The following is a 19,154-nucleotide window of genomic DNA, read 5'->3' on the forward strand; positions in this document are numbered from 1 at the left end:
AGGAAAATGATGAGACTTCACAGACGTAGCCTTCTCGCCCTTGCGCTGGCCACGGGGCTGACCGCCCCGTCGCTGGCGCTGGCCCAGGACGACACGATCAAGATCGGCCTGCTGGCCACTTTCGAGGGGCCGTTCACGGTTCTCGGCGAGGACGGCGAGCGCGGCGCCTTGACGGCGATCGAGGAACTTGGCGGCACGGCCGGCGGCAAGAAGATCGAGATCGTCAAGGGCTCGTCCGACGCTTCGCCCGACAGCGCGGTGCGCGCGGCGCGAAAACTGGTCGAGCAGGACGGCGTGAAGGTGCTGGTCGGGCCGCTCTCCGGCGACGAGGGCATCGCGGTCAAGGACTATGCCAAGACCCAGCCCGGCGTGACCTTCCTCAACGGCGCCTCGGCGGCGCAGGACACCACCTTCCGCGACCCGGCAGAGAACTTCTTCCGCTTCGGTACCGACGGTGCGCAGTGGATGGCCGGGCTCGGCACCTATGCCTTCAACGACAAGGGCTACAAGAACGTGGCGGTGGTGGCGGAGGACTATTCCTTCCCCTACACGCAGGTGTTCGGCTTCATGGCCGAATTCTGCAAGGCTGGTGGCAAGGTGCCGTCAAAGTCCTGGGTGCCGATCGGCAACAAGGACTATTCCTCGGTGATCGCGGCGCTGCCGGACGACGTCGATGCCATCTACGTGGCACTGGGCGGCGCCGATGCCGTCAACTTCCTGTCGCAGTACCAGCAGTCGGGCGGTTCCGCGCCGCTGATCGGCGGCTCGATCACGGTCGACCAGACGGTGCTGACCTCGCAGGGCAAGACCCGCGACGTGCTGATCGGTACGCCGGCGGCCGGCCCGACGGCGGACACCAATGACGCGCCGGCCTGGCTTGCGTTCACCGAGGCCTACAAGAAGCAGCCCAACGCCTTCCCGTCGCCGTCGCTGTTCGCGCATGCCTATTACATCAACATGAAGGCGGCGATCCTTGGCCTCAACGAGGTCAAGGGCGACGTCTCCGACGGCGGCGCGAATTTGCGCGCGGCGCTGTCAAAACTGTCCTTCGACACGCCGACCGGAAAGGTGTCGCTCGACAAGAACCGCAACGCGGTTGCCGACATCTATCTGACGGAGGTCGTGGAAGGGCCCGACGGGAACCTGCTCAACAAGCTGATCAAGGTCGTGCCGCAGGTGAACCAGACGCTCGGCATCGACGAGGCCGAGTTCAAGGCGCTGGGCGCGGTGAGCCGCGACAATCCGAGCTGCGAGTGACCGAGTGATCTAGAAGATGATCGTGGCGCTCTACGTTGCCCCCCTCTGTCCTGCCGGACATCTCCCCCACAAGGGGGGAGATCGGCAGCTTCGCCCACGTCGCCTTTCCTGCAACGTTGGTGATTGGCGAAAGCAGGCGCGACAGCCAATCTCCCCCCTTGTGGGGGAGATGTCCGGCAGGACAGAGGGGGGCAACGTAGGGCGCCACGATCCATGGGTGGAAGACGCCCATGCCTGAATCCATCGTCTCGCGTCTACAGGGGACCGGCGCTCACGCGCTGGAGCTCGACGGCGTCGCGCGTCATTTCGGCGCGCTGGTGGCGCTGACCGGCATATCGATGCGCATCGCGGCCGGCGAGCGGCGCGCCGTGCTGGGCTCCAACGGCGCCGGCAAGACGACGCTGTTCAACGCCATCACCGGCGACTTTCTGCCGACGGCGGGGCGCATAAAATTCTTCGGCGAGGATATCACCGACCTGCCGCCGCACGAGCGCATCCGCCGGGGCCTGCGCCGCACCTACCAGATATCGCAGCTGTTCAATGGCTTGTCGGTGCTGGATTCGATCTTCCTCGCCTGCCGGGGCGTGTCGCGCCGGCGCTTCTCGCTGCTCAGGCCGGCCTCCACTGATGTCAACATGGCGCAGGCTGAATCAATCCTCAACGCGGTGCATCTGGAGGGCGACAGGGATACGCTGGTGGCGACGCTGTCGCATGGGCAGCAGCGGCAGCTCGAGATCGCGCTGGCGCTGGCCGGCGCGCCGCGCTTCATCCTTTTCGACGAGCCGGCAGCGGGCCTGTCGCCGACCGAGCGGCGCGACCTCGTCGCCATCCTCAACGCGCTGCCGAAGCATATCGGCTACATCATCATCGAGCACGATCTCGACGTGGCGCTGCGCGTCTCCGAATATGTGTCGATGATGCACAATGGCCGCCTGTTCAAGGAAGGCACGCCGCGCGAGATCGAGGCCGATCCGCAGGTGCAGGAGATCTATCTCGGAGGCCGCCACCATGGCTGAGCGCTCCGCCCCCGCTGGCAAGGCGGCGCTGAAGATCGACGATCTGCAGGTCTATTACGGCGAGAGCCACGCCTTGCAGGGCGTGTCGCTGACGCTGGAGAGCGGCGTGCTCTCGGTGGTCGGCCGCAACGGCATGGGCAAGACCACGCTGTGCAACACGATCACGGGGCTGAAGCGGGCGCGTTCCGGCTCGATCCGGGTCAACGGTCGCGAGGTGTCGTCGCTCGAGCCACATGAGATCCATCGGCTGGGCGTCGGCTATGTGCCGCAAGGGCGGCGCGTCTGGCCGAGCCTGACCGTGGATGAACATCTGCGGCTGGCCTCCGGCAACCGGCGCGACGCGGCGTGGACGGCCGAACGCGTCTACCAGACCTTTCCGCGGCTGGCGGAACGCAAGAACAATGGCGGCTCGCAGCTTTCGGGCGGCGAGCAGCAGATGCTGGCGATCTCGCGCGCGCTGCTGTCGGACCCGAAGCTGCTGGTGATGGACGAGCCGACCGAGGGGCTTGCGCCGGTCATCGTCGACCAGGTCGAGAAAATGCTGGTTGAGCTGGGCAGGGAAGGCGAGATGGCGATCCTCGTCATCGAGCAGAACATCGGCGTGGCGACAGCGGTCTCCGACCGCGTAGCGATCATGGTCAATGGCCGCGTCAACCGGGTGATGGACGCCAAGGCGCTGGCCGGCGACCGCGAATTGCAGCAGCGGCTCTTGGGTGTCGGGCGGCATTCGGAAGAGGAGCCGGTGACGCCGGCTGCCGCTGCGCAGGCAGCCTCGCAACTTGCCGAAGTCTACCGGATCGAGCGGACCGGCGGCGAAGTGGCGGCGCAGGCCCAGGGCGCTGGTGGTGTCTACCGGCCGGTGACGGACCTGCCGAACCGCTGGAACGTGCCGGTGACGGCGATGCGCCAGGCGGCGATGGAAAAGACGCAAGCTACCGACGATCTTGCAAAAGTCTTCGCCATTCCCTTTGCCGAGCGGATCGGCCGGACCGTTCTGGTGGCCGGCACGTTCGACACCAAGGGCCGCGAGCTGCGCTTCATCGCCGACCGGCTGAAGGCGCTGAAGATACCGGTCAGGACCGTCGATCTCTCGACCTCGGGAAAACCGGCGAGCGCCGACGTGCCGGCGGGCCAGGTGGCTGCGATGCATCGGGGCGGGTCTTCGGCGGTGATGTCGGGCGACCGTGGCGGTTCGGTCGCGGCGATGGCCGAGGCATTCGCCCGCTGGATCGCGCAGGAGCCGAAGATCGGCGGCATCATCTCGGCCGGCGGCTCCGGCGGCACGACGCTGGCGACGGCGGGCATGCGCGTGCTGCCGGTCGGCGTGCCGAAAATCATGGTCTCGACGGTGGCGGCCGGCGATGTCGGCAAGTATGTCGGCGGGGCCGACATCATGATGTTCCACTCGGTCGCCGACGTTCAGGGGCTGAACTCGATCACCGAGGCGGTGCTGTCCAACGCCGCGCACGCCATGGCCGGCATGGTGGCGCAGCTGCCGTCGGGCGAACAATGGGAAGCCAGGCGCAAGCTGGCGCGGCCGGCGGTCGGTATCACCATGTTCGGCGTGACCACGCCGGCGGTGCAGGCGGTGACGCGGCGACTGGAGGCGGATTACGACTGCCTCGTCTTCCACGCCACCGGCATCGGCGGCCGGGCGATGGAGAACCTTGGCGATTCCCGCCTGCTTTCGGGTTTCATCGACCTGACGACCACGGAAGTGGCCGACATGATCGTCGGCGGCGTGTTCCCGGCGAGCGAAGACCGGCTGGGTGCCGCGATCCGCACCGGCCTGCCCTATGTCGGCTCGGTCGGCGCGCTGGACATGGTGAATTTCGGTTCGCGCGACACCGTGCCGGAAAAATTCCGCAGCCGGAAATTCGTGATCCACAATCCCAACGTGACGCTGATGCGCACGACACGCGACGAGAACCGCCAGTTCGGCGAGTGGATCGGGGAAAGACTAAACCGGATGAACGGGCCGGTGCGATTCCTGCTGCCGGAGGGTGGGGTGTCGATGCTCGATGCGCCGGGACAACCGTTCCACGATCCGGAAGCGGACGCGGCGCTGTTTTCGGCGATCGAGCGGACGGTGCGCGTGTCGCCGACGCGGCAGGTGCTCCGGGTGAAGGCCAATATCAACGATGCGGCCTTCGTGGATGCGACGGTGGCGGCGTTCGAGAGCATCACGCCGAAGATGCAGAGGAGGGCGTAATGATATTGCATGCGGTCCTTCGGAGCACGTCTCGTCAATCACAGGTGATTCCTCGACCTTCGTCGTCGCACTCCGTCCAGCACCCCTCATCCGCCTTCGCTTCGCTCAGGCACCTTCTCCCACAAGGGGAGAAGGGGGAGTTTCGCGCCGACCTCACCGCCAATCGCCCATGCTGGCGATTTGCAGAGGCGCAAGTGCAGCGCTCCGCCTTCTCCCTTTGTGGGAGAAGGTGCCTGAGCGAAGCGAAGGCGGATGAGGGGTGCTGGACGGAGTGCGACGCCAGCGGCAGCGCTTCAAGCAAGACACCTGTTTCCAATAAAACTAAAATGTCCGCTGGCCGCCGCGAGGCAGGCCGCCATGGAACCCGGAGGACAATCTAATGGCCGCGCAGACGTTCGGCACTTTTCTCTTGTGGCTGATCATTCTCGCCATCGTCGTGGTGATCGCCGTCTACATCCTGCGGTGGCTCTATCGGCGCTCGACCAAGGAGACGGCGTTCGTGCGCACCGGTTTCCTCGGCGAGAAGGTGGTGGTCAATGGCGGCGCCTTCGTCATCCCCGTCCTGCACGAGATCACGCCGGTCAACATGAACGTGCTGCGCATCGAGGTACTGCGCGAGGACGGCACGGCGCTGATCACCAAAAACCGGATGCGCGTCGACCTCATCGCCGAGTTCTTCGTGCGGGTCGGGGCCAGCCGCGAGCTTGTGGCGGCGGCAGCGCAGACGCTGGGGCGCCGCACCTTGCAGGAGGACGGGCTGCGCGAGCTGCTGGAGGGTAAATTCGCCGGCGCGATGCGTACCGTTGCGGCGCAGATGACGCTTGAGGAGATGCACGAGCAGCGTGGCGACTATGCGCAGAAGGTGCGGGCTCTCGCCGCCGAATCGCTCACCGCCAACGGGCTCGAGCTGGAAAGCGTGGCGATCGTCGACCTCGACCAGACCAGCCTGGAATTCTTCGATCCGTCGAATGCCTTCGACGCCGAGGGCCTGACGCAACTCACGGAGTCCATCGAGACCAGGCGGCGGATGCGCAACGAGATCGAGCAGCGTACGCTGGTCGACATCCGCAACCAGAACCTCGACACGCAGCGCAAGGTGCTGGAGATCGACCGCGAGAGCGAATATGCGCGGCTGGAGCAGGAGCGCGAGGTCGAGATCCGCCGCGCCGCGCAACGCTCGGAGCTTGCCCGCGAGCGGGCGGTGCGCGACCAGGAGGCCGAGCAGGCGCAACTGGCGGCGCGCGAGGCGGTCGAGAAATCGCGGCTGGCGCAGGAGCGCGCCATCACCGAGGAGCGCATCCGCTCGGAGGAGGATACGCAGCGGCGCGAGATCGCGCGGCGCAGGTCGCTCGACGAGGCCGAACTGAAGACCCGCGAGCTGACCGAACGCGAGCAGATCGCGCTGGAGCTTTCGCTGGAGACGGCGCGCATCGAACGCGAGCAGGCGCAGAGTGCACTGGAGATCGAGCGCAGGAAGGCACTGGAGATCGTCGAACTGGAGCGGCAGATCGCGCTTGCCGCCAAGGCGCTGGAGGTGACGAAGGCGGAAGCCGAGAAGCGCCGCGCCGAGATCGTCGCCGCCCAGTCGACCGAAGCCGAGCGCATCGCCCAGGACCGGGCGCTGGACGAGGTGCGGATCGCGCGCGAGCGGCATCTGGAGGCGCTGCAGATCGCCAAGCGGCAGGCATTCGAGGAGGCCGAGATCGCCTCGGCGGAAGAGGTGGAGCGCGCCCGCATCCAGACCGAACGCGGCATCGAGGAAGCGAAGCTGATCAGCCAGCGCGAACTCAGGCAGCTTGCGATCGCCCGCGACCAGAATGTCGAGATCGCCGAGATCCAGAAGGCGATCGACATCGCCAAGAAGACGCAGGAGCGCTCGTCGGCGATCGCCGCGTCCGAGGCGGTGCGCGCCAAGGCGATCCAGGCGGAGGAGCAGGCGCTGACGGCACGCGAGCGCGAGATCGCCGAGCGCCGCAAGCTCACCGACCTAATCGGCGCCAGCCGCGAGGCGGAGCGCGAGGCGCTGCGCATCACCGCCGCCGCGGAGGCCGAGATGCGGGCGGCCAAAAGCCTTGCCGAGGCGCAGAAGATCGCGGCGCAAGCCACCGCCGAGGCCGAGAAGATCGCCGCGCTTGCGGCTGCGCAGCGCTACGAGGTCGACGCGGCCGGCCACCGGCAGCTCAACGAGGCGGAGAACATGCTGTCCGAGCCGGCGCGCGCCAGCCGCACGCGCGGAAAGATCATCGACAAGCTCGAAGGCATCATCCGCGAGAGCGTCAAGCCGATGGAGAAGATCGAGGGCATCAAGATCCTGCACGTGGACGGGGTCACCGGCGGCGCGGGCGGGGGAGCGGGCCGCAACGTCACCGACGAGGTGATCGATTCGGCACTTCGCTACCGCGTGCAGGCGCCGATGATCGACAACCTCATGAAGGAGATCGGCATCGAGGGTGGCTCTCTGGGGCGCATGACCGACGTGCTGCGCGACGCCAAGGACATTTCCAGCCTGACGCGCGACAAGAAGGGCAACGGCAAGCCGAAGGTGGCGAAGGACGACGATGACGACCGGGATCATTGAGTGCCGCTTTCCCTCCCCCTTGAGGGGAGGGTGGCCGCGAAGCGGCTGGGTGGGGTCGCCGTGGCCAAACTCCAACGTTGCTTTACGCAAGAGCATGTCATCACCGACCCCACCCCGCGTCACAATCGCGCTCGTTCCGAGCGCATTGCTCCGCGACCCTCCCCTCAAGGGGGAGGGTGGAGGGCGGCGCCCCTGATGCCCAAAGTCTACATCTCCACCGTCATCGCCGCCCCCGCCGCAGAAGTCTGGCGGATCGTGCGCGACTTCAACGGCCTGCCGTCATGGACGCCGTTCGTCGCCGAAAGCCGCATCGAGCAGGGCGCCAAGGCCGACCAGATCGGCTGCATCCGGAATTTTACGCTGAAGGACGGCGGGCGCATCCGCGAAAAGCTGCTGGCGCTGTCGGACTACGATTTGTCCTGTACCTACACGATCCTCGAAAGCCCGATGGGCGTGTCGGACTATATCGCCACGCTGGCGCTAACCCCGGTGACCGACGGCAACGCCACCTTCGCCTCGTGGCAGGCGGAGTTCGATTGCCCGCCGGAACGCGAGGCGGCACTCGTCCAGCAGATCGGGCAGGGGGTGTTCCAGACGGCTTTTTCCGCGCTGAAACAGCGGTTCGGACGCTGACCTCCGCGCATGGTGAAAGTCCGGCAGAGCACCATCGTCGACGCGCCGGTCGGTGACGTCTGGCGCATATTGCGCGATTTCAACGGCCATGACCGCTGGCATCCGGCGATCGCTTCCAGCGCTATTGAGGGTGGCGAGCCTGTCGACGCGGTGGGTGCGGTAAGGCGGTTCCGGCTGAAGGATGGCGGCGAGTTGCGCGAGCAGCTTCTGTCGCTGTCGGACCGCGACCGGCGGCTCACCTATTGCCTGCTGGAAGCGCCGATGCCGCTGATGGGTTATGTCGCAACCATTGCGCTGAAGCCTGTGACGGACGGGGACCGGACGTTCTGGGAATGGACATCGGAGTTTCATCCGCCGGCGGAGCGGCGCGACGAATTGGTTGCGCTGGTCACGGACGGAATTTATCGGGCCGGGTTCGAGGCGATAAAGAGAAGACTGGCGCGGCCTGCTTTGCCATTGTCTGTCGGGCATACCGGCGGGAGCCCGGTTCGAGAGCCAAGTCTTGAAACTGGTCCGGCCTTCATACCCCCACCCCTAACCCCTCCCCACAAGGGGGAGGGAGACGCGTCCGGCGCTTCCATCGCTCGAACCGGAGACGTCGTTCGCTTTGGCGCTACCGTCGCCGAATCCCCCTCCCCCTTGTGGGGAGGGGTTAGGGGTGGGGGTATGAAGCCGCAAGGAGCGACCCACGACCGCACTCGCGCCATCGTCGTCGAACGCCATGGCGGGCCGGAGGTGTTGCAGTTGCGCGAGGTGCCGCTCCCGCCGCCGGGACCCGGCGAGGCGCGGGTTCGCCACGCGGCGATCGGCGTCAACTTCATCGACGTCTATTGCCGCACCGGCTTTTTCGATCTTCTGAAGCCGCCGGGCGTGCCGGGCATGGAGGCCGCAGGCGTCATCGAGGCGCTGGGGCCGGGTGTGGAAGACCTCGCCGTCGGCGACCGGGTCGTCTATGCCGGGCCGCCGCTCGGCGCCTATTCGGAACGCACCAACCGGCCGGCGGAGATGCTGGTAAAACTCTCCGACGACGTTCCCGACGATCTTGCGGCGGCAGGCCTGCTCAAGGGCATCACTGCCAGCTTTTTGCTCCATGACGTGTTCGCGGTTCGACCGGGTTACGTCGTGCTCGTGCATGCCGCGGCGGGTGGGATCGGGCAGCTTCTGGTGCAGTGGGCGAGGAACCTCGGTGCGACGGTGATCGCCACCGTCTCCGGCGACGCCAAGGCGCGGATCGCCGAGCGACTGGGGGCGCACCATGTCATCGTCTATTCGCGCGAAGATTTTTCGGAAGCGGTCATGCGCATCACCGGCGGGCGGGGCGTGGATGTTGTGTACGACGCGGTCGGAAAGGATACGTTTGCCGGCTCGCTGGCGGCGCTCGCCGTGCGCGGCCATCTGGTCAGCTTCGGCCAGGCGTCAGGCCCGGTCGGCGACTGGGATATCGGACGGTTCGCGTCGAAATCGGTCACCGTGTCGCGGCCCAATTATGGGCACTACACCGACACGCCTGAGCGGTTGGCGCCACATGTGACACGCTTCTTCGCAGCGTTGCGCGCCGGAATCGTGTCGCTCGCCCCGCCGGCGCGCTATCCGCTGGAGCGTGCCGCCGATGCGCATCGCGACCTCGAGGCGCGGGTGACGACCGGTTCGCTGGTGCTGATTGCCTAATCTTAGTCTAGAACTTGCTGCTCTCGTCGTAGTGAGGTGGACCCGCCTGGCGAGACAGTTTGGCGGCCTGGCTAAGGTGGATCGGGGTTGTTTCTACGCCGCCAGTTGCTCCGTAATTTCTGCCGTAGCATAGACCTCATCGGGTGTCCTGCCGCCGAAGGTTGAGTGCGGCCGTCGACGGTTATAATAGTCGATCCAGGAACCGATGCCGCTGCGCGCCTCGCTGCGAGTCTCGAAGGCGTTGAGGAAGACGCACTCGTATTTCAGGCTGCGCCACAGCCGCTCGATGAAGACGTTGTCCATCCAGCGGCCGCGCCCGTCCATGGAGATGCGGATGCCGGCATCCTTCAGCGTCGTCGTGAATGCGAAGCTGGTGAACTGCGAGCCTTGGTCGGTGTTGAAGATGTCGGGCCTGCAATGGCGGGCGGTCGCCGCCTCGAGAGCGGCAACGCAGAAGTCGGCATCCATCGTGTTCGACAGCCGCCAAGCCGGCACCTTGCGACTGAACCAGTCCATGATGGCGACGAGGTAAAGGAAGCCGCGCCATCGGGATGTAGGTCACATCCGCACACCAGACCTGGTTCGGCCGCTCGATCGTCAGATGCCGCAGCAGGTAGGGATAGATGCGGTGCTGCGGATGCGGTTCGCTAGTCTTTGGCGCCTGGTAGATCGGCGACAGGCCGATCTTGCGCATCAGCCGACGCACCCGCTTACGGCCGACGCACCAGCCCTAACGCCGCAGATGACGTGCCATCTGACGGAGCCATACCACGGCATCTCCATGAAGGCCGCGTCGATGACGCGCATCAGCGTGAGGTTCTCGGCCGTTTCACCGGCGGGCTCGCGGTAGAACGAGGCCCGCGAGAGCGAGACCAGTTTGCCTGAGGCTATCCCGATGGTGATTGCCACTCTTGGCTCCCCCATTGTCGCTGTCTGTACAGCGCCTAGCAGGCTGTTGAAAAACTGTTTTGTTCACGGAACGTATCAGAATCGAACCGTGCACGAACACGAATCAAAACGGGTATCCTCGGGACTTTTTCATCAGCCTGCTAGTCCCAAGTCGGTATTTTGGATGTCGATTCATGGGCACTTGAGAACGCCATTCTACACCGCAATGGTTTTGCGACAGAACCGGCCAGCGCACGCCTCGGCTTTCCTCATTGGCGTTTTCGCCGTGTGGATGCCGACCTCCTCCTGGAACTCGTGGTTCGGCGCCTGAAGCCGCAAGCTGACCCGTGAGACCACAGCGCTCCGTCGGCTCCAGCCGGCGGGGCTTTGTCGTTTTTTACTACGCCACTGAGAAATCCGCATTGGTGAGCGCCAGGCCCGCCGTGATCGTGGCGAAGTGGATGCCGGCGGCCGCTCCCGTACCGTCGGGATCATAGAACAGGCGTCCCGTGTCGGTCTCATAGATGATCCGGTCGTTGGCATCGCCGGCCAGTCCCGTCGTGTTTGCCCGGAAGGCGGCGGCCGAGAGGGTGCCGGTGGCCAGTTCGGTGAAGACCGCGTCCGACAAGAGGAAGCGGTCGTCTGCGACGTTGAAGTCGGTGACGATGTCGATGTTGCCGGCACCGAGAGCCGTGGCGAAGACAAAGGTGTCCTTGCCGCCCAATCCGCTCAGCACGTCGAGCCCGCCCTTGCCCTCCAGCCGGTTGTCGCCGGAATTGCCGGTGATCTCCTGCGCGAACTCGTTGCCGGTGAGGTCGATTGCCGAGGTACCGGCCGAGCCGTTGGTGGTCATGATCTCGACATGAACACCGGCGCCGAGCCTGTAGTCGACCGCGGCCACGACTCTGTCGGCCGACCCCGCCGCCGCGCCGGCAACCTCGACGATGACATCCTCCGAATTGAACACGCGGTAGGTGTCGTTGCCGTCAAGACCCGTCATCGTATCGGCTGCCCCGACGCCGCCGTCATGCAGAATGTTGTTGCCGGCATTGCCGATAATGGTCTGCCGCAGCGCATTGCCGGTAAGGTCGATTGCCGACGTGCCGCCATTCGCCGTCGTTCTCAACGTCTCGACCTCGGTCGTCTCGCCTAGCACGTAGCTGACGGTGGTCGCGACGAGGTCGGCCGTGCCATGGCCGCTGCTTTCGACGACCGCATCATCGGCGCTGTCCACGAAATAGGTGTCGTCGCCGCCCAGACCATGCAGCGTGTCCTTGCCGCCACCACCCCTCAGGACGTTGATCCCGAAGTTGCCGACGATGGTCTGGTCGAAGGCGTTGCCGGTGAGACTGAGAAAACCCCCGCCGCCGGGAAGGGTGGTGCGCAGCATCTCGACCGCGGCGCCGGCGGTGAGTACATAGGTGACGCTGCTGGCGATGGTGTCGGCGCCTTCGCCAGCGACCTCAAAAATGCGATCACCGATATCGTCGATGTGGTAAAAGTCGTCACCTGTGCCGCCAACCAATATGTCAGCGCCATCACCGCCGTCGATCTGATCGCTGCCGGCGCCACCGTCGAGCAGGTCCGCGTCAACGCCGCCCTCCAGCATGTCATTGCCAAAGCCGCCGCCCAGCGTGTCATTGCCAAGACCTCCGCGGATGTCGTTGTCAAAGCCGTCGCCGATCAGCTCATCATCGAAGGCGGAACCGATGATGTTTTCGATGAAGCTTAAGAGGTCAGAGCGACCGCCGCCGAAGCCGAAGGCTTGCTCCAGCAAGACAAAGACACCCGACGACGCGGTGGAATAATCAACCGTGTCCAGGCCGACGCCGCCCGCGAGCATGTTGTTGCCGTCGCCGCCGTCGAGCCTGTCGTCGCCGGCGCCACCGTCAATGATGTCGTCGCCGCCATTGCCCGCAAGAAAGTTGTCAACGCCATTGCCAAACAGCCTGTCGTTGAAGGTGGAACCGAGCAGGTTTTCGATGCTGTCGTATATATCGTCGTTGGCCTCGCCGGTATTCTCCGACGGATTGGCAAGGCTGGCAACGATGCCCGTTAGCGCAAACATATAGCTGGCGCTGTCGATGCCGGTTCCGCCGAAGAGCCTGTCGCCGCTACCGCCACCGTCAAGGATGTCGTCGCCGTTGCCGCCGAAAAGGCCGTTATCTCGCGAATTGCCATGCAAGACGTCGTCGAAGTTGGAGCCCTCCAGCTCCTGGATATTTATATATGTGTCGCCGGCGGCGTCGCCGGTGTTCTCCGACGGATTGCGAAGGGTGGCGTGGACGCCGGCTCTGGCGGAACGATATGTAGCGGTGTCGTCGACGTTGAAGAGGCCACCGTCGCCGCCGCCGTCAAGCAGGTCCGCGCCAGGGCCGCCGTCGAGAGTGTCGCCGCCATCTCCGCCGAACAGGCTGTCGTTTCCGCCGAAGCCACGGATAAAGTCGTCGCCACCGGTGCCCTTCAGGACGTCGTCGCCATTGTTGCCTTGAATAACCGCCATTGGATTTCTCCTTTTGTTTCAACCGTTCACGCAGCCGTATCGCCGCTTGATTCCCTGTCTTTTCCCGTGGAAAGCAGGCAACGTTGCAGGCGCAGCCTCCGTCTGGAGACTGCGGCGCCAAGAATTCACGCCACCGAGAAATCGGCATTGGTGAGGGCAAGGCCCGCCGTGATCGTGGCGAAGTGGATTCCAGCGGCCCCTCCCGTACCGTCGGGATCGTAGAACAGGCGTCCTGTGTCCTTCTCGTAGATGATCCGGTCGTTGGCATCGCCGGCCAGTCCCGTCGTGTTTGCCCGGAAGGCGGCGGCCGAGAGGGTGCCGGTGGCCAGTTCGGTGAAGACCGCGTCCGACAAGAGGAAGCGGTCGTCTGCGACGTTGAAGTCGGTGACGATGTCGATGTTGCCGGCACCGAGAGCCGTGGCGAAGACAAAGGTGTCCTTGCCGCCCAATCCGCTCAGCACGTCGAGCCCGCCCCTGCCCTCCAGCCGGTTGTCGCCGGAATTGCCGATGATCCGCTGGCCGAACTCGTTGCCGGTGAGGTCGATTGCCGAGGTACCGGCCGAGCCATTGGTGGTCATGATCTCGACATGGACGCCGGCGCCGAGCCTGTAGTCGACCGCGGCCACGACTCTGTCGGCCGACCCCGCCGCCGCGCCGGCAACCTCGACGATGACATCCTCCGAATTGAACACGCGGTAGGTGTCGTTGCCGTCAAGACCCGTCATCGTATCGGCTGCCCCGACGCCGCCGTCATGCAGAATGTTGGCGCCGGCATTGCCGATGATGGTCTGTTGCAGCGCATTGCCGGTAAGGTCGATCGCCGACGTGCCGCCGTTCGCCGTCGTTCTCAGTATCTCGACATCTACCCCGGCGCCCAGAACGTAGTCGGCGCTGGTCGCCACGAGGTCGGCCTCGCCTTCGAGGGCGACCTCGACGACCACATCATCGGCGCTGTCCACGAAATAGGTGTCGTCGCCGCCCAGACCATGCAGCGTATCCTTGCCGCCGCCGCCCCTCAGGACATTGATCCCGAAGTTGCCGACGATGGTCTGGTCGAAGGCGTTGCCGGTGAGATTGATAAAACCCGTGCGGCCGGGGAGGGTGGTGCGCAGCATCTCAACCGCGGCGCCGGCGGTGAGCACATAGGTGACGCTGCTGGCGACGGTGTCGGTGCCTTCGCCAGCGACCTCAAAAATGCGATCATGGATATCGTCAACGCGGTAAAAGTCGTCTCCTGTGCCGCCAATCATTGTGTCAGCGCCATCACCGCCGTCCATCTGATCGCTGCCGTCGCCGCCGTCGAGGTGGTCGACGCCGGAGTCGCCGTCGATCTGATCGCTGCCATCGCCGCCGTCGAGGTCGTCCGCACCAGAGCCGCCATCGAGCAGGTCCGCGCCAAAGCCGCCCTCCAGCCTGTCATTGCCAAGACCGCCGCGGATGTCGTTGTCAAAGCTGTCGCCCAGCAGCTCATCGTCGAAGGCGGAGCCGATGATGTTTTCGATGCCGGTATAGACGTCCGAGCGACCGCCGCCGCCGCCGAAGGCTTGCTCCAGCAAGACAAAGATGGCCGACGACGCGGTGGAATAATCAACGGTGTCCACGCCGATGCCGCCTTCGAGCAAGTTGCTGCCGACGCCGCCGTCGAGCCTGTCGTTGCCGGCGCCGCCGCGCAACTGGTCGTCGCCGCCATTGCCGGCAAGAAAGTTCTCATCGTCATCGCCTGTCAGCCTGTCGTTGAAGTTGGAGCCGAGCAGGGCCTCGATGCTGAAATATGCGTCGCCGTCGGCCTCGCCGGTGTTGTGCGACGGGTCGGCAAGACTGGCAACGATGCCCGTGAGCGCAAACTTATAGCTGGCGCTGTCGAACCTGGTTCCGCCAAAGAGCCTGTCGCCGCCGCCGCCACCGTCAAGGATGTCGTCGCCTCCGCCGCCGCCGAAAAGGTCGTTATCATGCGAATTGCCATGCAAGATGTCGGCGAAGTCGGAACCCTCCAGGCCTTGAATATTTATGTATGTGTCACCGGCGGCGTCGCCGGTGTTCTCCGACGGATTGCGAAGGGTGGCGTGGACGCCGGTTCTGGCGGAACGATATATAGCGATGTTGCCGTGGGGGCCGGTGTCACCGCCGTCAAGCAGGTCCGCGCCCGGGCCACCGTCGAGAAAATCGCTGCCACCTCTACCGAACAGCCTGTCGTTTCCGGCCAAGCCACAGATCACTTCGGGGTCACCGGTGCCGTTCAGGACGTCGTCGCCATTGGTGCCGGTAATTTCCGCCATTGGATTTCTCCTTTTGTTTCAACCGTTCGCGCGGCCGCATCGCCGCTCGATTGCCTGTCTTTTCCGCCGTTCGCCGAGGCGGCCCACGTCTCCGCCGCGAACTGCCTCTGGCCTCACCCGTCGGCGTCACGATGCGCCTTGATGGCCCTCGGGAAGATTGACCCGCTGCATTTCGGCGAGAGCCGACGACCGGTCCGGGGCGATGTTCAGCACGAGCGCCGAGCCCGGCGACGTCCATGCTTGCATCATCGGCTGGAAGGTATGCGGCGACGCCGTAAAAAACTGCGATGACGCTTCTGCCACGGCTCAGCCTCCTCGCCCTGTATTGCCGGTGCTGACACAGCCGAGGAATGCGTCGACAACCGGCCCGATCGTCTCGACATCGAGAAAAGCCGTCACATGGTTCTTGCCCACAAGCGGCAGGAATTCGCCTCCGGCCAGTTCTGCGAACTTTCGGGCGGCATCGCATCGGGGATCGAGCGTGCCGCTGATCGCCAGCACTGGTATGCCAAGTCCCGCAAAGGCTGCCGAGAAATCAGGTCTATCCCTGGCAAGGCTTGCCTGAACGGCGGCGAGATCGTTACCGCGGATGCGTCGGCAGTTGTCCGGCGAAAGGTCAGGGGCCAATTGCTTCAGGAAAGCGAGCCACGCCTCGAAGTTATCCTCGAGTGTGGCTCGCAAGGGGGTCAGGTCTTCCGCGAAGGGATGCGCGCCGTTGACGATCAGTGCAGTGACGCGGTCCGGGTGGTACGAGGCGGTGGCCAGCGCGATGACGCCGCCCATCGAATGTCCCACGAGCGCGGCGCGGCGAATGCCGGCATGGTCGAGGACGGCAACGATATCCGCCGCCCGCCTGCGGCCCGAATAGGCGGCCGGATCGTGCGGCTTCCCGCTCCGGCCATGGCCGCGGCAATCGACGAGGATCAGCCGCCGTTCGCGCTGCAGTAATTGCTCGACATAACCGGCCTCATGCCAGGACTCATGGCTTTCGGTTAGGCCATGTAGCAGCACAAGCGGCTCGCCGTAGCCGAGGTCTTCATAGGCTATCGAGACGCCGTCCTCGGCAACTGCCTCGGAAAGGCAGTGAGAGGTGGAAGTATTGACCAGTGACATTTCTCGCTCCAGAGAACTCTGCAGGCGTGATCGGCCCGGAGTTGAACCAATAGGCGGCCGGCGTCCCCTCAACGTCCCCTGCCTGCATTTGTCGTGTGCGGATCGATGGAGCGATTGACGTTTCGGCTTTTGGGCTTTCCGGAGTTCCGCATGAACGGGCGGCGGGTGGAGCTTGCCCTGCGCACGGCAGCCGCGCTCCTCATCTTTCTTGCCGAGGCCGGTGGACCGGTCGCGCGCGCGACTGCGGCCACGCTGCTATGGCCCGAAGCCGACGAAGAGACTGCTCGGGCGCGTCTCAGGCGTACCCTTTACAAGATCCGAGTCGCGTTTCGCAGCGAGGTCGTCGCCGCGAGCGGAACCTCCCTCAGCCTGCACCCGGCGCTTTCCGTCGAGATTGACTCCAAGGCTTTCGAGTACGCCTGCGACCGCGGCCCTCTTGAAACGGCGACCAACACTTACACGAACGATTTTCTTGCGGGTTTCTCCCTACCGGATTGTCAGGAATTCGAGGAATGGGCGTTCTTCAGGCGCGAGGCCTTGCGTAGCCGCCTGACACAGGCGTTGGAGCGTCTGATCGAAACTCGGATCGTAGCCGGAGAGGCTCGCACTGCGGTTGTGCATGCGACGCGTCTGGTAGGACTGGATCCGTTAAGCGAAAGCGCACACCGCCATCTGATCCGCGCAAACCTGGCGGCCGGCGACAAGGCGGCAGCCGAGCGCCAGCTCGAAGCATGCGCCCGGCACTTGCGAGATGAGCTTGGCGTTCCCCTTGACCCTGCTACCGTTGCCTTGTTGCAAGAGCCAAGCAAGGCCACTGAAACGCCGCGAACGCGCTATGTCGAAGTGGAAGGTATCCACCTCGCGTACCAGACCGTTGGCAAGGGTCCGCCGGATATCGTGCTCGTTCCGGGCTTCGTTTCGCATGTGGAGCGGATCTGGGAAGACAGCCGATGCCGTTCGTGGATCGCGGCGGTTTCGCGTATCGGTCGCCTGATCCTGTTCGACCGGCGCGGGGTCGGCCTTTCCGACCGCGTCGGAGCGCGTCCAACCGTCGACGCGACCGCAAAGGACATATTGGCGGTGATGGACGCGGCCGGGAGCCGCCGCGCTCTGCTCGTCGGGTATTCAGAGGGCGGACCCGGCTGCATCCGCTTTGCGGTCGACCATCCCGATCGCCTGGCCGGACTCGTTCTCTGGGGCTCCCTGGCCAAAGGCAGCCGTGCGCCCGACTACCCCTTCGCCTTGACCGCCGAGCAATACGAACTCTGGAAGCGACGCCTGATCGCCAACTGGGGTGGACCGGCCGAGATCGAGACCTTTGCCTCGAGCCTCGTCGGAGACCGCCAGGCGGAAGCCTGGTGGGCCGGGTTGCTGAGGGCGGCCTCCAGCCCAGGCGCTGTGACGGGCGTGCTCGAAGCGCTGCGCGACACCGACGTCCGCCATCTGCTTGCAAGTGTCTCGGTCCCAACGCTGGTGCTGCATCGCTCGGGCGACCGCGCGGTCCGCTCGGAGGCGGGTCGTTTCCTTGCTGCGAAGATATCCGGAGCGCGGTTCGTGGAGGTCGCCGGCGACGACCACTGGTTCTGGGTCGGTGACCAGGACCCGCTGCTGCGCGGCATCAGCGAGTTTGCAAGACAATATCGCTGATTGCTCAGCTTGGCGTTGTGGACAGCGTGGGCCTCGTCGTAGTCAGTCAGAATCGAGCGGGTGATGACGCTACCCCGCACCGTTGGAAAGGCGTTCTCGGTGAAGCATTGGGCGACGGCATCACCATCGCTCTGAGGGAGTGGAAGAAACCTTGGGGTAATGCACGGATAGCGTTCGAACGGAATGTCCGGGAAGTTCCATCGCATCCACATGTCGAACGCATAGAGAAAGAGATTTGCCAAGAGGGGGCTAATCACCCGCCCTGCGGCGTGCCTCGTTCTCGCCCGACGAGACTTCCGTCCGGCATCTGCACCGGCGCTTTTAGCCATCTGTCGATGTATAAAAGCACCCACGGGCAATCCGTGTGCTTGCGCACCGCCCGCATCAGCAGTTCCGGTTCGATGCTTACCAGTCGTAAAGCCAGCATCGCTGCCGCGCCACGCCGATCGCATCGAGCGTCGATTTACCGGGCCGGTATCCATAGGGATCCGGATGGAGTTTGGGCTCCACCATCGGTTCCAGATGGTGTTTGACCACCATCTGCGCGATGCGATCCGCCACCGTGGGGGTTCCCAGCGGTCGTGTCTTGCCGTCGCTCTTCGGTATTTCGACCCGCCGCACCGGCGGAGGAAAGTAGCTGCCCGACGTCAGTCGATTCCAGAGCTTGTAGAGGCTGTTCGGATGATCAGCCTCGAAGTCCGCAATCGTCTGACCGTCTACGCCAGCCGCCCCCTGGTTGGCTCTGACCCTCTTGTAAGCTTCCCATACCTCCCTTTTCGGAATTGTATACGGCTTTGCTCTATCCACGAGGATCCTCCCGTCCGCTGGTTGTCCTCGCTCCAGAACTGAACAACGCAACCCCTTCGCTCCAGCCCCATTACAGGACCTTCAACACTACTACGGGTTGCTCCGCCCCTGTGCCCCGCATTGGTATTCTCACCCTCATAGGGACCGCCTATTTGGGCTTCTCTCTTAACATCGAGGCGACAGGTTCCCGCGTTCCACAAAGAAGCCCGATAAAGAGTCACGCCGCCTTCATGCCGGATGCCGCCTGGGCAGCAATCAGGCCACCCCCCAGACTCGTCCCAGGTTAACGAATTCCCCCTGGTTTCGACATCATCTTGTACTTTTCGACACTTCATCAGCGGTTCGCTTGCGCTCGTCTCTGTGAATGCTCCACCGCCAAAAAGGCGGTGGCTTCGGGTTACGGCTTAAAGCCGGATCGGTCCGCCGGCGGCGGACGTGGCATTCACTCACGTCACGTTGAAGTCGTCATCGGGCTCGGGTGGCGTCTGGTTCTTGATATATTCCATCCACATCTCGTCCGTTACGTTGCCACTCGTGGTGACCCAATAGCCCCTCG

At 64.7% G+C, this 19,154-nt stretch carries 11 protein-coding genes and 2 pseudogenes; 7 read left to right on the forward strand and 6 right to left on the reverse strand.

The annotated features are described in order from the left end of the window. The first annotated feature begins 9 nt into the window (after positions 1 to 9). The 6 genes from RB623_RS07690 (at position 10) to RB623_RS30360 (ending at position 9,364) form a co-directional block, all read left to right on the forward strand. Positions 10 to 1,257 carry an ABC transporter substrate-binding protein gene (locus RB623_RS07690; RefSeq protein WP_308056181.1) on the forward strand — a complete coding sequence of 416 codons (1,248 nt, stop codon included), beginning with the start codon at positions 10 to 12 and terminating at the stop codon, positions 1,255 to 1,257. 230 nt (positions 1,258 to 1,487) lie between these two features. Beyond that, the gene (locus RB623_RS07695; protein ID WP_308056182.1) at positions 1,488 to 2,273 is read left to right on the forward strand and encodes an ABC transporter ATP-binding protein; all 786 of its coding nucleotides are present in this window, start codon (positions 1,488 to 1,490) and stop codon (positions 2,271 to 2,273) included. Further along, on the forward strand, positions 2,266 to 4,485 hold the full coding sequence (locus RB623_RS07700; RefSeq protein ID WP_308056183.1) for an ABC transporter permease: 2,220 nt from the start codon (positions 2,266 to 2,268) through the stop codon (positions 4,483 to 4,485). The genes RB623_RS07695 and RB623_RS07700 overlap by 8 nt, the downstream gene beginning before the upstream one ends. A gap of 379 nt (positions 4,486 to 4,864) precedes the next feature. Continuing rightward, positions 4,865 to 7,063 carry a flotillin domain-containing protein gene (locus tag RB623_RS07705; RefSeq protein WP_308056184.1) on the forward strand — a complete coding sequence of 733 codons (2,199 nt, stop codon included), beginning with the start codon at positions 4,865 to 4,867 and terminating at the stop codon, positions 7,061 to 7,063. Positions 7,064 to 7,258: 195 nt separating this feature from the next. Further along, a complete protein-coding gene (locus RB623_RS07710) occupies positions 7,259 to 7,696 on the forward strand; it encodes an SRPBCC family protein (RefSeq protein ID WP_308056185.1) in 438 nt (145 codons plus the stop codon). A gap of 9 nt (positions 7,697 to 7,705) precedes the next feature. After that, positions 7,706 to 9,364 (forward strand): zinc-binding dehydrogenase, encoded by a 1,659-nt coding sequence (locus RB623_RS30360; protein WP_374121649.1) that lies wholly within the window; start codon positions 7,706 to 7,708, stop codon positions 9,362 to 9,364. Between the two features lie 93 nt (positions 9,365 to 9,457). Here the strand turns inward: RB623_RS30360 and RB623_RS07725 are convergent. The 5 genes and pseudogenes from RB623_RS07725 to RB623_RS07745 form a co-directional block, all read right to left on the reverse strand. Next, positions 9,458 to 10,279, reverse strand: a pseudogene (locus RB623_RS07725) (IS3 family transposase); the annotation flags it as partial. Positions 10,280 to 10,652: 373 nt separating this feature from the next. After that, positions 10,653 to 12,755, reverse strand: a complete 2,103-nt coding sequence (locus tag RB623_RS07730) for a calcium-binding protein (protein WP_308056186.1) — start codon at positions 12,753 to 12,755, stop codon at positions 10,653 to 10,655. Between the two features lie 125 nt (positions 12,756 to 12,880). Next, positions 12,881 to 15,031 carry a calcium-binding protein gene (locus tag RB623_RS07735; RefSeq protein ID WP_308056187.1) on the reverse strand — a complete coding sequence of 717 codons (2,151 nt, stop codon included), beginning with the start codon at positions 15,029 to 15,031 and terminating at the stop codon, positions 12,881 to 12,883. Positions 15,032 to 15,157: 126 nt separating this feature from the next. Beyond that, positions 15,158 to 15,334: a hypothetical protein gene (locus RB623_RS07740; RefSeq protein ID WP_308056188.1), complete on the reverse strand. Its 177-nt coding sequence runs from the start codon at positions 15,332 to 15,334 to the stop codon at positions 15,158 to 15,160. Between the two features lie 3 nt (positions 15,335 to 15,337). Continuing rightward, positions 15,338 to 16,216 (reverse strand): alpha/beta hydrolase, encoded by an 879-nt coding sequence (locus RB623_RS07745; RefSeq protein ID WP_308056189.1) that lies wholly within the window; start codon positions 16,214 to 16,216, stop codon positions 15,338 to 15,340. A gap of 33 nt (positions 16,217 to 16,249) precedes the next feature. Between RB623_RS07745 and RB623_RS07750 the strand changes: the two genes are divergently transcribed. Continuing rightward, on the forward strand, positions 16,250 to 17,791 hold the full coding sequence (locus tag RB623_RS07750; protein WP_308056190.1) for an alpha/beta fold hydrolase: 1,542 nt from the start codon (positions 16,250 to 16,252) through the stop codon (positions 17,789 to 17,791). A gap of 167 nt (positions 17,792 to 17,958) precedes the next feature. Here the strand turns inward: RB623_RS07750 and RB623_RS07755 are convergent. Beyond that, positions 17,959 to 18,598: pseudogene (locus RB623_RS07755) on the reverse strand (reverse transcriptase domain-containing protein); the annotation flags it as partial. Positions 18,599 to 19,154: the final 556 nt, after the last annotated feature.

It is taken from the genome of Mesorhizobium sp. LHD-90, assembly GCF_030929505.1.
GTDB lineage: Bacteria > Pseudomonadota > Alphaproteobacteria > Rhizobiales > Rhizobiaceae > Kumtagia.